The sequence below is a fragment of the Acinetobacter sp. ASP199 genome, assembly GCF_022700675.1.
Taxonomy (GTDB): Bacteria; Pseudomonadota; Gammaproteobacteria; order Pseudomonadales; family Moraxellaceae; genus Acinetobacter.
Genome location: NZ_CP062182.1, coordinates 2,005,291 through 2,021,044, shown reverse-complemented (window position 1 = coordinate 2,021,044; position 15,754 = coordinate 2,005,291). Strand labels below are relative to the sequence as shown.

Sequence of the window (15,754 nt, the reverse complement as noted above, 5' to 3'; positions counted from 1 at the left end):
ATAACATATCTTTTAATATTGAATGCATACGTGTTAAAATCGGGACACCATTTCAAATCCTGTTAATGGATTTGAACAAAATAAATTTTGTGATTCAATGCGCTAAATCTAATTTGGGTAAAAAGTGGGTACAGGTAAAACGCTATTGACTTTATGGTTCACTAAATCAATAGCTTAGGAGTTGAGTTCAATTGACGCCATCTCCAAATTCCTCTCAAAAGAAGGAAGAACATGCCAATTTTAAAATTAGAGCCATGAGTATAAAGAAAATAAAGCCTTTTTTATGAAAAAATGCATCACTGTTTGAAACCGATATTATGTAGCCCAACTTGTACCTTTTAAGATGAACTGACCTCACGGGTGTAGACATTTAATTTTTCGAATTTTTATTCACGTTGATTTTATTTTTCATTATTGTACTGATGCATCCAACCAAAACAATACCACCATACGTACACGACTTTGTGGAATATCTCTAACATTATCTGCGTATACCAACTATAAGAGATAAGTTGATGGAATTTTCATCATTTAATTTTTTGATTGATCCGACTAGAGTATCAGAAGGTTGTTACTCTAGTTTATCTATTTACCTTTGTTTTTAATGATATTTTTTTCATAAAAAAGGACTTATGTATAAAAGGTTATCAATTGTCCAGAAAACATAATTAGACAGTTATTTTATTTCCTTTAAAAAATAAAGAAGTTTTATAAAAGCACTGAAAGTGTGTTGATCGGTGTTTTTAATAAATCTATGGAATAAAAACTTGAAAGATAAGGACAAAAAATGAATGCAAATAAAGTTGATATAGATCATGGAAAGAAGGGAAGTTCTTCATTGGCGCAGGCAGCGGAAGATCATGCTTTAGTCAGCGTTCCAATGTCCGAGAGACAAAGTGGTTTTAATTTGGCAATGAGCCCAGTTGGTGTTGCAACTGCACTAGTCATCTTTGCGATTGGTGGTTTTACTGTACTGTTGGCTGGGTTTTGGATCGGGTTATTGTCTGGGGTGATTGCAACCGTTATCGGTTTTACGTTGAGTTATTACTTAGGGAAAATGACATTTCAAACCGGTATGTCGAGTACAGTAACATCGCGATTTTTTGGTTTTGGTGTTAAAGGATCATCATTAGGCGCAGCTATTTTTGCTTTTATGATCCTTGGATTTTTAGCTTTAGAAAGTGCTTTGCTTTATGAAGGCACATTACTGATGTTTAATTTACAAGATACATGGCCCACTAGAATCAGTTTATATGCTCTTTTGACCTTGGCTTGGATTTTATTAGCAATTTTTGGTTTAAAAATTGCACTGAAAGCATCCAAATTCATGATCGTGATTACCTTAATTGTCGCATTTTATATGATTTATCAATTATATGGCGTAAAAGGCATGGATCCGATGGCTGTCTTTAACTCTACAGGAGTAATTCAGGGCGGTTTTTGGGAGAAGTTAACGGCGGCTTTGGTTTTAATGGGAGCTACGGCAGGTACGATTTCTTTAGTCACAACCGATTTTGCTCGTTATTGTCGTAATCATCAAGATGTTAAAGTATTGGCTATTGCTGGACCATTGACTCAAAACATTTTGATGATTGTTTTAGGTGGTTTGGTAATTTTAGGGGGTATTCCTGAAGTTGCAGAATATCTATTACAAAGAAATAGCGGTATGACGCCACAACAGGCAGCAGAAGCAGCAGGTGGTTATTCAATGAGTAATACAGGTGCTTTCTTTGTGGTTTTAGCTGGATGGTTAGGTTTCATCACCATTTATGCGGCGCAAGCAAAAGCTCAAGCGGTGAATGCTTATTCAGGGTCATTGGCATTGGTAAATTTATGGGATGCACTCACAGGGAGAAAACCAGGCCGTGCGTTCATGGTTGTCGTTGGGAATATTATTGCACTGTTAATGATTGGCGGGGGAATCCTCGGTCAGTTTGTTGCATGGTTGTCTTATTTAGGATGTATGACTATGGCGCTGTGCGGCATTATGCTGTCTGACTATTACTTTGTTCGAAAAGGTCAGTTCTCTTTAGGAGATGCAAAAGTCGAGAATTGTAATTGGGCGGGTATGATCACGTTAGTTGTAGCTTCCGCTATAGGTATTTATTTAATCTCATCTCAAATTTTTGCTTTGGGCTTCTTTGTATCTTTAGCACTGACTTTCCTTATGTATCCTATGTTGAGAAAATTGTTACCAGAGGGTACTGGGACTATCTATGCAAATAAAAATGTTGCTTTAGATGCTGCTGATTAAAATAAAACATTGATTTATTAAGTGAAAGCTACTGTAATCAAGCAGTAGCTTTTTTTTATTTGCTTGGTTATAAATAGCAAAAAGGTTATGAATAGGCCTTAATTTCATCATTGGACGGATATAAATAGGCTTGTTAAATTGAAGTTAATTAGAAGTAAATGTGTAAAGGATACACAACAAATAAACTAATTCGAGGATTAATTATGAATAGTAAATTAGAGACAGGAAGTAACGTAATGAATAAAGATTATATTCCATTTACGGGCAAAGAGTACTTAGAAAGTTTAAATGATGGACGTGAAGTATGGATTTACGGTGAGCGGGTAAAAAATATTGCAGAGCATCCAGCTTTTCGTAACTCTGCACGTATGATTGCTCGTATGTACGATGCGCTTCATGATCCAAAAACCAAAGATATTTTAACCACACCTACAGAGTGGGGTGGATTTACTCATCGCTTTTTCCGAGCAGCAAATAATGTAGAAGAACAAGTTGCATCACGTGATGCGATTGCAGAATGGCAGCGTATTTCATGGGGGTGGATGGGACGTTCACCTGACTATAAAGGGTGTTTCTTGGGTACTCTAGGTGCAAATGCCGAGTTTTACAAAGGTTATGAAGAAAACGCACGTCGCTGGTATCGTAAAGCCCAAGAGAAAACTTGGTTTATTAATCATGCCATTATGAATCCACCAGTTGACCGCGGATTGGGTCCAGATGCAGGAAAAGATGTCTTTGTTCGTGTTGTTAAAGAAGATGATAAAGGTATCTATGTATCTGGTGCCAAGGTTGTGGCAACAGGTTCAGCATTAACACATTATACATTTATTGGGCATGTAGGTCAGGTTGCAATTCAAGATCCTGCATTTTCACCAGTATTCATTATGCCGACCAATGCACCAGGTGTGAAATTATTATGCCGTATGTCAAATGAATACCGAGCTGCTGTTTTAGGTAGTCCTTTTGATTATCCACTATCAAGCCGATTGGATGAAAACGATGCGATTCTAGTGATGGATAATGTGTTTATTCCATGGGAAGACGTATTTATCCACAATGATTTAAAGCAAGCAAATGCATATAACATTGGTTCTGGCTATTTAGAGCGCGCATCTTTACATGGTTGTACACGTTTTGCGGTCAAATTAGATTTTTTAGTGGGCACCTTGGCTAAAGCATTAGAAATTACAGGAGCTGAAAAATTTCATGGTGTGATGTCGCAAATGGGTGAGGTGATTGCTTGGCGTAATACATTCTGGGCCCTATCTGATGCGATGGCAAAAAGTGCACAACCTTGGAATGGCATGATTCGCCCAGATCCACATCATGCTGGTGCATATCGTGTAATGAATCAGTTGGCTATGCCAAAAATCAAAAACATTATCGAGCAGATCGTTGCTAGTGGACTAATTTATCTTAACTCACATGCAGATGATTTCAAGTGTCCAGAAATTCGTCCTTACTTAGATACTTATGTACGTGGTTCAAATGGTAAAGATGCTATTGAACGTGTGAAAGTCATGAAGATGTTGTGGGATGCAATTGGCACTGAGTTTGGCGCTCGTCATGAATTGTATGAGATTAACTATATCGGTAGTAATGATGTCACACGTCAAACCAATTTATTTGCAGCACAGGGTACAGGATTACTCGACTTCTGTAAGGACTTTGCACAAAAAGCTATGGATGAATATGACATTAATGGTTGGACTGTTCCGGATTTAATTAATCCAGATGATGTCAGCATTTTGAAAAAGAAGTAAGCCAAGCATTTGACTGTATAGAGGGATATAACAATGACAGTAGCGAATTTACAGGTGACAACTTTGGGCGAAATGGTGAACATCATTCAAGAAAAGCAAACTGCGGTGGATTTTAGCTCACGGGATTTTCGCAACGCAATGGGGAAATTTGCAACAGGTGTGGTGGTTATTTCATCTTTTCATGATGGCCAACCTCATGCAATGACTGCGAATGCATTTATGTCAGGCTCTTTAGATCCTGCGTTGGTTTTGGTTTCAGTAGACAATAAAGCTACCTCACATCAAAAAATCAGCTTAAGTGAGTCATTTGGAATCAGTATTTTATCTGAAGATCAAATTAACGTCAGTAATCACTTTGCTGGAAAAATCAATGAGAACTTTAGTCCGGAGTTTGACTATTTGAATGGATTCCCTGTGATTAAAGATGCATCTGTTCAGCTCGTGACAAAACTGCAATTTGTATATCCATGTGGTGATCACACTTTATTTGTTGGTCTTGTGGTGAATTTAAAGCAACAGGAAGGGAATAAACCTTTGGTTTTTCACACGGGAAAATATTCAAAAATTGAGAGCTGAGTGCTGTTACGGAGAATGGACTCGACATGGCAAAACCAATAGAAATTGCACAAGTGACCTATGCTGCTCCTGATCTTTCATTGATGCAGCAGTTTATGACAGATTTTGGTCTAGAGTGTGTGGAAAAAACAGATCAAGTGTTGTACATGCGTGGCAGTGGTGAACAACATCATATTCATGTAACACATAAAGCAGAGAAACAATGCTTTATTGGTGCATCAATTGAAGTTGCCTGCATGGAAGATCTTGAAGCTTTAGCAAAGCTAGAAGGTTCCTCAACTGTTAAGGAGTCGACAGAGCCAGGTGGTGGCTATGAAGTAGTGATGTATATGCCAGATGGCTTTGAAATAAAAGCGATTTGGGGGCGCAAAAAGCATAATGATATTACAGAAAGAAAAGCGTTTGATTTCAATCATGCACATGCTAAGCCGCGCTGCAATGAAAGTATTCGTGTTAAATGTAAGCCTGCTCAGGCCATCAAGCTCGGTCATTTTGTGCTGCATGTAAGTAATCATGATGAATCAGTTAGATGGTTAGAAGAGCGTTTTGATTTACTACATTCAGACTACTTTGCGCCACCAGGTGAAGAAGGTCCGATAGTGGGAACTTTCTTACGCTTTAATCATGAAAATGAAAAGGTTGATCATCATGCAATTCTAATATTGCAATCAGATTGGATTGGAGTGCATCACTGTTCATTTGAAGTCATTGATCTTGATGCTGTGATGACTTCGCATGATTACTTGTTGTCCAAGGGCTATCAACTTGATTGTGGTGTTGGGCGACATATGTTGGGTAGTCAAATTTTTGATTACTGGAAAGATCCATTTGGTTTCCGTGTTGAGCATTATACCGATGGGGATGTGTTGGATCAGCATGCAGTGCCAACTGTCTTTAATGGTACTGCAACTGAAACAACACAATGGGGCATGGCACCTACGCTGGAATTCTTCCAGTAGGAGAAACAATGAATATCGAATTAAAGGGCCTGACACGCGAAAAACTCATGCGTGTTGGTACGGCGAATATTGCCAACGTTTTGCTTAAGCGTGGTTTTAAGAATGTCATGATGCATGGAATTTTGCCGATTAACCCAGAGCAAAAACAGCTCGTAGGTCCTGCATATACACTCCGTTTTATTCCGGCACGTGAAGACTTGGATAATATGACTAATTATGCTCGTGAAGATAACAAACATCGCCGAGCAATTGAAGAATGTCCTGCAGGTTCAGTACTTGTGATTGATGCTTTTGGTTGTACCAAAGCATCGAGCATGGGTGACATGATGGCAACACGTTTGAAATATAGAAATGTATCCGGCGTGGTGACAGATGGGGGGTATAGGGACTCTCCAGCAATTCATTCTATAGGCTTACCTTGTTTTCAGAAACATAATGCACCGCCTGCAACCCCTATTGCATTGCACCCAATTAGCTTAAATGAACCTGTTGGTTGTGGTGGTGTGGCCGTATATCCCGGTGACATTATTGTTGGTGATGGAGATGGGGTTGTTGTGATTCCTCAGCATCTTGTTGACGAGGTGGCTGATGAAGCATTAGATGCTGTCGAATATGAAGAATTTGCGGCGATTCAAATTCAAAAAGGACGCTCTATTTTTGAAGTATTTCCTGCGACTTCTGATAGTCGGGCTGAATATGAATCGTGGAAAAAACAAAATAAATAGGGAGCAGACTAAATGAAAATTAATGCTGATACGTTTAAAAGTCTAGAGATCTTGTTGAATACTGCCGAGATTAAAGATGAAGACTGGATTGATTTCCCAGAATACGGCTTTCGCCAATATTTCTTGTGGAAGAACTTAGAAACAGGCGCGACGATTGCTCTCTTGGAATATCAACCAGGTGGGAAAATTCCTGTGAAGCATACTCATGCCTCTAACCAATTTATGTTTTGTTTAGAAGGTGAATATGAATACACGGATGTAGGAATGACTTTAACCCCAGGCTCTTTTTACATGAATCCCAAAGATAACCCACATGGTCCAACGTTGGCGCATAAATTCAGTCGATTAATAGAAATTTATGATGGCCCTCATTACTACGAAAAACCCGTGTTTCATACAGATGAGACTATCGGTGAATTTGTAAAAAAATAAAGTAAAAGGTAAAGGATAATTAAGCATGAATGTATTACAACAAATTAAAAAAGAAAACCAATTGTTTGATACTCAAAAAGTGTTAGAAGCTTTTGGGCTGGATCAAACTCATCCAGGATCTTATGGTCTGAAGTCTGGGTGGTCATCGGTTGAAGGCCGTGATGTAGTCAAAGCAATTTGCCCTGCTGATAATGAAGTAGTTGGACAAATTGCGAGTTCATCTGCGCAAGATTATGAAGAAATTATTGAGCAAGCTTTAGTTTTTCAAAAGAAATGGCGCATGGTGCCTGCTCCTAGACGTGGAGAACTGGTTAATCGTATTGGTCAACTGGTAGAGGCCAACATGGATGCCTTGGCTGGAATCGTTGCCTTAGATACAGGCAAATCCCTGATGGAAGCCAAAGGTGAATTAAAAGAAGTTGTAGACATGGCGACTTTGGCAGCAGGTCAATCTCGTATGATGTATGGTTATACTCAACAGTCTCAACGTACCAAGCATCGTATGTATGATCAATGGTTACCATTAGGAATCGTTGGTGTCATTAGTGCATATAATTTCCCAGCTGCAGTATGGGCGCAAAATGGATTTTTGGCTGCAATTGGAGGAAATGTCGTTGTATGGAAACCAAGTCCGAAAGTACCACTGACTGCAATTGCGATGCAAAAGCTTGCGAATCAGGCTATGCAGGAAATGAATTTAGAAGGCGTATTCACGCTCTTTATTCCGGGTGAAAATGAAATAGCTGAATTATTGATACGTGATACACGTGTCAACATGATTTCATTTACTGGCTCAACTGGTGTAGGTAAAAAGGTAGCTCATATTGTGGGTTCGACCCTAGGCCGTAAATATATGCTTGAATGTTCAGGTAATAATGGTTGTATCGTGGATGAAACAGCAGACCTGAAACTCGCCGCGCGTGCAATTACATTTGGTGCTGTGGGCACTACAGGACAACGCTGTACTAGCACGCGTAGAATTATTGCACACCGCAGTATTATCAATGAATTAACAGATTTATTAAAACAAGCTTTTGACCAAATTAAGATTGGTGACCCGCGTGATCTTGATACTGTAGTAGGACCCTTAATTGATGCTGGTGCAGTACAAGATTATGAATGCACAATTCAACGTGCAGTCGAGTTGGGTGGGAAAGTAATCTATGGAGGGCACCGAATTGAACGACCTGGACTATATGTACAGCCATGTTTGATCACTGATGTAAAGCCTGAATGGGATTGTGTGCAACATGAAACTTTCGCGCCGATTGTTTTTGTTATGGCCTATGATGACTTGGAAGAAGCGATTGAGATTCATAATGGTGTGGCACAAGGATTGGCTTCGGGAATTCACAGTTCAAATTTGAGCAACATTGAATTGTTCTTGTCTGCTGCAGGCAGTGACTGTGGAATTGTACGTGTCAATATGGGTACGACAGGCGCAGATGTCGGTGCAGCCTTTGGTGGTGAAAAGGAAACAGGAGGTGGACGTACTGCAGGATCTGATGCATGGAAAGGTTATGTACGTCGTCAAAGTGTTTGTATTAACTGGGGCAAAGAAACCGCTTGGGATTCAAGAATTACACTTTAAAACAGAGAAAAATAGGATATTAAAATGTTAAAAGAACGCATTATTTCTGAGAATGTTAAAGAACCAGCACCAGGGATGTGGTCTAACTGCTTAAAAGTAGGGAACCAAGTTTATATTTCTGGGATGACAGCTCGACAAGCAGATGGTGAAACTGTACTAGGTGAAGAATATGAGCAGTCACAGGTAATCTTTCAAAAGATTAAAGATTTAATCGAAGCAGCAGGCGGTACGATGGATCACATTGTTAAAATGACAATCTTTGTGACCAATATTGCCAATAATAAAGCTGTATGGAAAGCGCGCCAAGAGTTTTTTACAGGTGATTTTCCTGCTTGTACTTTGGTTGAAGTGAAATCACTAGCTAAACCTGAAATCCTTTTAGAAATTGAAGCTATTGCAATTTTGAACTGAGTTTCTTTTTGGGGAGGGGGATCTCTCCTCCCTTTTTTTTAGTAGGATCAGATCATGACACAGAATACAATATTTCCACTAAAACAGCATTCATTAGTACCTATCGCAGGACACTCACAGAAATTTCCGATTAATCGTATTTTCTGTGTTGGGCGTAACTATATGGCGCATGCAGCAGAAATGGGAATAAGCATTGATAAAAGCACTCAGCAACCGTTTTATTTCTTGAAAGATTCATCTACCTATGTTCCATCTGGAAGTAAAATTCAATATCCATGTAAAACCCAGAATTATCATCATGAAATTGAGTTAGTTTTAGCCATCGGTCGTGCTGGTAAAAATATTCAAGCAAAAGATGCTTTTGAATACATTTATGGTTATGGCTGTGGTTTAGATATGACACGACGTGATATACAACTCAAAGCACGTGATGAAGGTAAACCATGGGATTTCGGTAAGAACTTCCCAGAATCAGCTGTAATGTCAGAACTTGTACGAGCTGAAGATATTCATGTGGATGTTAATCAAGTAGATATTACATTAACTGTGAATGGTAAGACGGTACAGCACTCTAATACCCAGCATTTTATTTGGAATATTGGCGAGATTATCGAAGACCTTTCTAGCTATTATGAATTGCAACCAGGCGACCTTATTTTTACAGGTACACCTGAAGGTGTTGGACCAGTAGTTCCTGGGGATTTATTAGAAGGAGCCGTTGCAGGGATCGCCAATATAAAATTAGAAATTTGCTAAATCAATATCAGAATAAGAGTCCACACTCGTGGGCTCTTATTGATCAAAATGTGGATATTTAGGATCAAATAAGTCTATATGAGTTAGAAAAATGGAAATTATAAATCGATTTTATCATACATATGAAAGCGATTTAAATGCAGTTAGGGAAAATGGACTATTCTTACAATATGTGGAAAAACAAGATTATATTATTGCAAGAGCTGCAATTTATCAAAATCCAAGAGCCATTAAATTTCTTAGACACCAATTTGTAGACTTGTGCATCTATGCTGTGTCACAAAATGGAGATCTTATACAATATGTTCATGATAAAACTGATGAAATTTGTTTATCAGCAGTAAAAAAAGAAGGCTTGGCATTACGGCATATAGATAATCAGACGGTATCGATTTGTTTAGAAGCAGTTCGACAAAATGGTTTTGCGCTTAAGTATGTTAAAAACCAAACATTTGAAATTTGCAGAAAAGCAATTTTAGCAAATGCACATGCACTTAAATATGTGAAAAACAAAACCAAAGAATTGGTGAACCTCGCACTGAAGCGGGATGGGTTAGCTTTGGAGTGGGTGTTTGATCAATCTGATGAAAATATTTTTATAGCGATTTCTTCAAATCCAATGTCTATTCAATTTGTATTGAATCCAAGTGAAGCATTATGTCTATTCGCAGTTAAAAAAAGGCCATATGCAATTCAATATATCCAGAAACCTAGTGACCAAGTGTGGGAATTGGCAATATTGCAGAAGCCTAATGTGATACGTTTTTTAAACTATTATAATGAAAGTATTATTAAGTTGGCGATTTCAAAGAATCCAGATTCTATGAAATATATTAAAAAAGAATTTTTGAATTATTTAAAATTAATAAGTGAATAAAAAATATAGATTTAAATTGTGAGATTATAAATCTCACAATTTAGAGTTTTTTGAATGGTGAATTGTATTTTTATAAACTGTATCTTCGAGAATCTTAATAATATTTTTTTGTGATGGGGTAAGATTTCTTTCTGTATACCAAACTAAACCAATATCTATATAAATGTTTTTCATTTCAAGTGGAAGAATATCAACTAAATTGGCTTTCTTAAAATATTCTGCTACTTGTCTAGATAAAAAACCGATAGACTCAGTTTCTTGTAATACGCCAATGTTAGTTAATGTTGATAAGGATTCTACATATCTTTTGGAGATGTTAACGTGATTGAATAATAAGAACTCTTCGATGACAGTACGTGTGGTCGCAAACTCAGGCGGTAGTACCATTGGATAGTCAGATAAATCGCTCCAATTTAGATTCATTTTTTTTGTTAGAGGATGTTTGTTTTTTACAACTACAACGATTGGGTCTTTATATAAGTGCTTGGTTCTAAACTCAATTCCTAAAGGTTTCGCAGTCAAATTACCAATAATAATATCTAATTCGCCTGTGCGTAAAAGAGAAAGTAAAACATCAGAACTTCCTTCTCGGGCACTAATGCTAGTTGAAATCATTTCGTTTTCAACGCGTGCAATAAAATTAGGTAATATTGAAAGTGAAGCTGCTGGCAAAATGCCAATTGAAATTCGTGTTGCACGCCCCTCACTAATGGCGACTAATTCATCACGAGCAGATGCAATCTCGTTTAAAATCTTTTTTGCATGCTTGACTAAACAAATCCCTGCTTCTGTCGGTAACATGCCTCTTGTAGTTCGATCAAATAATTTGACATTTAACCCTTCTTCAAAATCAGCTAAGGTTTTTGAAATTGCAGGTTGAGTAACATTTAAATAATTAGCTGCTTTACCAATATGACGAATTTCATCTAATGTTACCAGTAATTGTAAATGTCTCAATTTTAAATTAGATCGGAGATATTGATCTATTTTTGCCATTATTTTCCCTAATTTAGAATTCTATATTTAACTTGATCATAGATTAAATTTTTCTATGAGTAAATGTTATTTATATCCTTTTTATTATAAATATAAAATTAAATCTAAATAGACATGATTGTATTTTTAGTCAAAATGAAATTTCACTATCAATAATCATGGACGTATTATGAATTTTAATAATAGACATAAAATTTTGAAAAAAATCCTTCTTGGTTTAAGTCTTTCTATTGCGAGCACCCAAATTTTTGCAAATTTTTGGCAGACAAACCATTTTGGAGCAACGTGGAGTAACCAATATAACGAGCCTGCGAATCCAGATGACGTTTCGAAAACTATATTAAATTATACACACTTGAGTGGAGATAATTTTGGTCGCAACCTATTGGTCGCTAATTTGTATCTTTCCGATGATAAAGATCCTAAGGCAAATGGAAAAGATGGTGCAACTGAATACTACGTATTTTACCGTAGATATTTGTCATACAATGCTTTCTTTCCAGACTCTGCCTTAAATAATGAAATAGTTCGTGACATGAACCTCACTTTACGTGTCGATAAAGGGTTAAAAAATTCGGCACTAGAGCCAAATCCCACTAAAGCACGTGTTGGTTTAAGTGCGGATCTGAAAGTTCCAAAAGGATATCTTGAAATAGGTGCTGATTGGTACTATGAAAGTGCTAATAATAATTTCACAGGTGGGCGTTTCGCATTTGACCCAACTTATGCAGTTTGGACGAGTTTTGGTTTACCTGTTGGTGAAAAAGGTTTTGTTGATGGCTTTGTAGATTTTATTGGTGCAAGTGGACCAGGATATTTCAATGAAGAAGCTAAGCCTTCAACGATGGTACAAATTAATTATTTATACGATGTTGGTGCCAAATCAGGTTTGAAAGTTGGTGTGGGGTATGAGTATTGGCGTAATAAATATTTAATTGATAGTCAAAAAGATGCATTTAATCATGCAACACATAGTGTACCTTATGTCATCGCACGTTATTCTTTTTAAGCTTTATTCATAAACGAGGGTAATGATCTAAAAATGTACGATCTTCATATTTAAAGATCCTTGATCTTAGATTCTCTAAGTAAGTATGTGCTGAACCTCATCGCTAAGTTTTAACGGGGGGGGCGGCGAGGAAGGAACTCTTCTATTTGGGTCACTTTATATGGGTAGCTCTTTAAGCATATCACCTAAATAGGCATACTGATCCCATTGCTGTCCCACAATTTTTCACAAGAGGAAGCTCATTTGAGCTTCCTCTTGTTTTATGGGTATTTTATTGGGTGAAAATAAAGCTTTTAAATGAATAGCCACCAAAATTCTAGACACACATAACCATCTTTGGACTGCCACCACTCTCCTAGACAAATTTCGTCTATTCTTTTTGCATAGGAGAGAACATTATGAGTGGACAACGATACACCCCAGAATTTAAAGAAGAAGCTGTTAAATTGATTACTGAACGTGGATATTCTGTCACTGATGTGGCAGAACGTTTAGGTGTATCACAGCACAGCATTTATAAATGGCTAAAGGCCGTACAGCCTTTACGCAACAACCCTGATGAACATGAACTACTCGAAGCAAAGAAAGAGATCCTTCGTCTTAAAAGTCAGCTTAAGCAAACTGAAGAAGAGCGGGATATCTTAAAAAAGGCCGCAAGGTACTTTGCAAGCCTGCCCGAGTAAAGTATCAGTTTATCCTTGAGTACAGCCATCAATTTAAGATTAAGACGATGTGTCGGGTTCTTAAGATTGCTCGTGCTGGCTATTATGCCTGGCTACATGAACCCGAATCAGGCAAAACAATTGAAGACAAACGGTTATTACAACTGATCCGTTCTTCTTATGATGCCAGTTATGGTATCTATGGTTATCGTCGCATCACGCTGGATCTTAAAGAGCTAGGTGAAAGCTGTGGACCGAATCGTGTGCTGAAGATCATGAAGAACAATGGCATTGCCGCTGTTCGAGGATATAAGAAGCATAAAAGCTATGGTCGTGGTCGTCCTCAGATTGTGCCACCTAACCATTTAAATCGAGAATTTGTTGTAAACACACCTGATACCTCGTGGGTGACTGATATTACCTACATCCGCACTTGGCAAGGCTGGTTATATCTGGCTGTGGTTCTCGATTTATATTCAAGGAAAGTCATCGGTTGGTCAATGAAACCTACGCTTGCCAAGGATATCGTTTTGGATGCCCTTTTAATGGCGGTATGGCGACGCAGACCCAATGAACCTGTGATCATACACTCAGACCAAGGCTCACAATACAGTAGCGGAGACTGGCAGAAATTCTGTCAGAAGCATAATTTAGTTCCGAGTATGAGTCGTCGTGGAAACTGTTGGGACAATGCTGTTGCTGAATCCTTTTTTAGCAGCTTAAAGAAGGAAAGAATTAAAAAGAGGATCTATAAAACACGAGAAATGGCGCGTGCAGATGTATTTGATTATATCGAGATGTTTTACAATCGAATCAGGCGTCATTCGCATCTCGATGGGATGAGTCCAGAAGCCTTTGAGGCAGCTTCAAAATGAGGCCGTCTCGTGTCTAGGATACTGGGAGCAGTCCAGACATTTTAATTCATGAAGTTTTAAGTGATAAAGGTAATCAGCGCTTATCTAAAGATTGGCAAAAATATATGCTCGATGCGCATACAACAACTACGCAACTCGCAAAAATCGCAAACATTATTAAACCAAAGAAACTCGTGCTCAATCACGCAATTTTCTTTGGTGAAAGTGAAGAGTCATTAATTAAAGAAGTGACTGACCATTACAAAGGCGAAGTAATTCTTGCTGAAGACAGCATGGTTATTGAATAATCTCATGGACCACATGATTTACTCAGTGCTGAGCACTGAGTAAATCTCACAAAAGAAAGTTACCACACTTTATTTTCACCTGATAAATCGCGGTAATTCTTCCTAAAAATAATAGGTTCTAAAATTAGAAATTATATTTTTAACCTCCGGAAGATCTTGCTTCTATGAAAAAGATTTTGTGTTAAATTTGGTTGGGGGCTTGTCTAAACCCAAATTTTTGATATTTTTGTCTGAGCTACCGTATAAGCTTTGCTAAATACCTAGTACAACCTGATATGGTTTAAACCCCTCCAGTACAGCTTCGGCAACCAACTGAATGAAAGGCTCAGTTTTTCTATAAGCCATCCATTGATCTAACGCTTCATAGTAGGCTAAGCGATTTTCGACTGTAATAACGCAAGGAGGGTATCCAGCTTTGAGCAACTCAAGGTTCATCAAAAGACGCGATGTACGTCCATTGCCATCAATGAATGGATGGATGCCTACAAAATCCGCATGTACTTTAGCTGCACGTTCAATGGGATGAAGCTTATGTGCCTCTGAGTTGTACCAATCGACTAGCTGAGTCATTTTGTCATTGAGCAATGTATAGTCCGGTGGTGTAGTTGTAGCACCTGAAATCAATACGTTTTGCTGGCGATATCGGCCAGCATTATCATCATCAATATTCTTTAAAATGAGTTGATGGATATTGCGAATTTGCCATTCAGAAAAAGGTTCTTCCTTTCTAATAATGTCTTCAACGTAATAAATGGCATTTCTATGGTTAATTGCCTCGAAGTGCTCTCGTAAAGCTTTTCCACCGACAGTAATGCCTTCTAGTACAACTTTTGTTTCTAATAGAGTAAGTGTATTGCCTTCAATAGCATTGGAATGATAAGTCCATCGTACAATAAGGTCTTCTTGTAAATTTTTTACTATCGCAGGTGATAGGGGACGATGCTGATCTAATTTATTTTTTAAATCATCAATAATTTCAAACATTACCTTGTCCCTGAATGTGTCTAAAAGAATGATACATCAAAAAAGAATATTGAAGAAACGATATGTTATATCATTACTATTTATGGTGCTTTTAATATTGATATAATCAGTACACCATTTCAAATCCTGAATTAGGATTTGAACAAGATTTCTAAGTGATTCAATACACTAAATCTGATCTGGGTCAAAATTTGGTCAATAAATTTCAAATTAGCAATTTGAAAAAAGTAAATAATATTTATACGGTATTTTTTACGGTAAAGCTCAATGGTCTTTTGTTTTTATCAATATAAAACAATATGATAGCAGCAGAGTTCGGTGCGCGCTGAGCGCACCATCTTCTTCTTGTTTAACTACATCCGATACAATCTAAAGAATATTAAAGATTCAAACTTATCCCATGAAATTATCTGATGATGTCTAAAGGCATGGGAAGATACCCTAAATTTTTATGATTACGATATTATCCCGTTCCTTGCAAAAATATACCGTAAAAAATATGCTTAAATGAGTTATTACTCTTACAGAATCAAAACTCAAGCAGTGGGAATAAAAAAGTATTTCTAAAAATTCAATACCCCTTTTTTGTCATTCTCT

Annotated in this window: 15 protein-coding genes; 13 read left to right on the top strand and 2 right to left on the bottom strand. The window is 37.5% G+C overall.

Going from position 1 to position 15,754, the window contains the following annotated elements; all coding sequences use genetic code 11:
* Nucleotides 1-787 precede the first annotated feature (787 nt).
* The 10 genes from IHE35_RS09545 (at nt 788) to IHE35_RS09500 (ending at nt 10,344) form a co-directional block, all read left to right on the top strand.
* Nucleotides 788-2,254, top strand: a complete 1,467-nt coding sequence (locus IHE35_RS09545) for a cytosine permease (RefSeq protein WP_242787178.1) — start codon at nt 788-790, stop codon at nt 2,252-2,254.
* A gap of 203 nt (nt 2,255-2,457) precedes the next feature.
* Nucleotides 2,458-4,017, top strand: coding sequence for a 4-hydroxyphenylacetate 3-hydroxylase family protein (locus IHE35_RS09540; RefSeq protein WP_242787177.1), 1,560 nt, complete (start codon nt 2,458-2,460; stop codon nt 4,015-4,017).
* Between the two features lie 33 nt (nt 4,018-4,050).
* Nucleotides 4,051-4,593: a flavin reductase family protein gene (locus IHE35_RS09535; protein WP_242787176.1), complete on the top strand. Its 543-nt coding sequence runs from the start codon at nt 4,051-4,053 to the stop codon at nt 4,591-4,593.
* A 26-nt stretch (nt 4,594-4,619) separates the two neighbouring features.
* Nucleotides 4,620-5,552 (top strand): VOC family protein, encoded by a 933-nt coding sequence (locus IHE35_RS09530; protein WP_242787175.1) that lies wholly within the window; start codon nt 4,620-4,622, stop codon nt 5,550-5,552.
* A gap of 8 nt (nt 5,553-5,560) precedes the next feature.
* Nucleotides 5,561-6,277, top strand: a complete 717-nt coding sequence (locus tag IHE35_RS09525; RefSeq protein ID WP_242787174.1) for a ribonuclease activity regulator RraA — start codon at nt 5,561-5,563, stop codon at nt 6,275-6,277.
* A gap of 12 nt (nt 6,278-6,289) precedes the next feature.
* Nucleotides 6,290-6,709: a cupin domain-containing protein gene (locus IHE35_RS09520; RefSeq protein WP_242787173.1), complete on the top strand. Its 420-nt coding sequence runs from the start codon at nt 6,290-6,292 to the stop codon at nt 6,707-6,709.
* 25 nt (nt 6,710-6,734) lie between these two features.
* Nucleotides 6,735-8,300, top strand: a complete 1,566-nt coding sequence (locus IHE35_RS09515; RefSeq protein WP_242787172.1) for an aldehyde dehydrogenase family protein — start codon at nt 6,735-6,737, stop codon at nt 8,298-8,300.
* 24 nt (nt 8,301-8,324) lie between these two features.
* Nucleotides 8,325-8,711: a RidA family protein gene (locus IHE35_RS09510; protein ID WP_242787171.1), complete on the top strand. Its 387-nt coding sequence runs from the start codon at nt 8,325-8,327 to the stop codon at nt 8,709-8,711.
* A gap of 54 nt (nt 8,712-8,765) precedes the next feature.
* On the top strand, nt 8,766-9,467 hold the full coding sequence (locus tag IHE35_RS09505) for a fumarylacetoacetate hydrolase family protein (RefSeq protein WP_242787170.1): 702 nt from the start codon (nt 8,766-8,768) through the stop codon (nt 9,465-9,467).
* A 91-nt stretch (nt 9,468-9,558) separates the two neighbouring features.
* The gene (locus tag IHE35_RS09500) at nt 9,559-10,344 is read left to right on the top strand and encodes a DUF4116 domain-containing protein (RefSeq protein ID WP_242787169.1); all 786 of its coding nucleotides are present in this window, start codon (nt 9,559-9,561) and stop codon (nt 10,342-10,344) included.
* A 33-nt stretch (nt 10,345-10,377) separates the two neighbouring features.
* Here IHE35_RS09500 and IHE35_RS09495 read toward each other — a convergent pair whose 3' ends face one another.
* Complete coding sequence (locus tag IHE35_RS09495) at nt 10,378-11,340, bottom strand: LysR substrate-binding domain-containing protein (RefSeq protein WP_242787168.1); 963 nt, start codon at nt 11,338-11,340, stop codon at nt 10,378-10,380.
* Nucleotides 11,341-11,509: 169 nt separating this feature from the next.
* On the opposite strand from IHE35_RS09495, the gene IHE35_RS09490 reads away from it, so the two are divergent.
* The 3 genes from IHE35_RS09490 (at nt 11,510) to IHE35_RS09480 (ending at nt 14,173) form a co-directional block, all read left to right on the top strand.
* Nucleotides 11,510-12,349 carry a hypothetical protein gene (locus tag IHE35_RS09490; protein ID WP_242787167.1) on the top strand — a complete coding sequence of 280 codons (840 nt, stop codon included), beginning with the start codon at nt 11,510-11,512 and terminating at the stop codon, nt 12,347-12,349.
* A 398-nt stretch (nt 12,350-12,747) separates the two neighbouring features.
* A protein-coding gene (locus IHE35_RS09485) for an IS3 family transposase (RefSeq protein WP_242787166.1) occupies nt 12,748-13,886 on the top strand; the annotation gives its coding sequence in 2 pieces (ribosomal slippage) (nt 12,748-13,006 and nt 13,006-13,886; 1,140 coding nt in all).
* Between the two features lie 104 nt (nt 13,887-13,990).
* Nucleotides 13,991-14,173, top strand: a complete 183-nt coding sequence (locus tag IHE35_RS09480; protein ID WP_242787165.1) for a hypothetical protein — start codon at nt 13,991-13,993, stop codon at nt 14,171-14,173.
* A gap of 252 nt (nt 14,174-14,425) precedes the next feature.
* Here IHE35_RS09480 and IHE35_RS09475 read toward each other — a convergent pair whose 3' ends face one another.
* Entirely contained in the window at nt 14,426-15,157 is a 732-nt protein-coding gene (locus tag IHE35_RS09475) for a Fic family protein (protein ID WP_242787164.1), read from the bottom strand.
* Between the last annotated feature and the right edge of the window lie 597 nt (nt 15,158-15,754).